We start from the raw sequence: 254 nt of genomic DNA on the forward strand, positions 1-254 counted from the left end.
GATCGGGGAGGATCGTTGATATGGAAATATTGATGTGTGTGGCCGTTGGCATTTTGTTTGCGGTCGCCGTCTTTTTAATCTTATCGCGGAGCCTGCTCCGGATTGTGCTCGGCATGTCCATACTCACCCACGGGGTGCATCTACTGCTGATCACGATGTCACGTCTCAAAACAGGAGCACCACCGCTGCTCGGGGAGCAGGCTGAACAATATGTCGATCCACTCCCCCAAGCTCTGATATTAACGTCAATCGTC

At 52.4% G+C, this 254-nt stretch carries 1 protein-coding gene; it reads left to right on the forward strand.

Annotated features, from left to right (window positions below):
• Nucleotides 1–20: 20 nt before the first annotated feature.
• A partial coding sequence (locus AC1ECF_RS17725) for an NADH-quinone oxidoreductase subunit K (RefSeq protein ID WP_480390756.1) occupies nucleotides 21–254 on the forward strand: 234 nt, incomplete at its 3' end.

This window comes from Psychrobacillus sp. Z3-81, assembly GCF_056620325.1.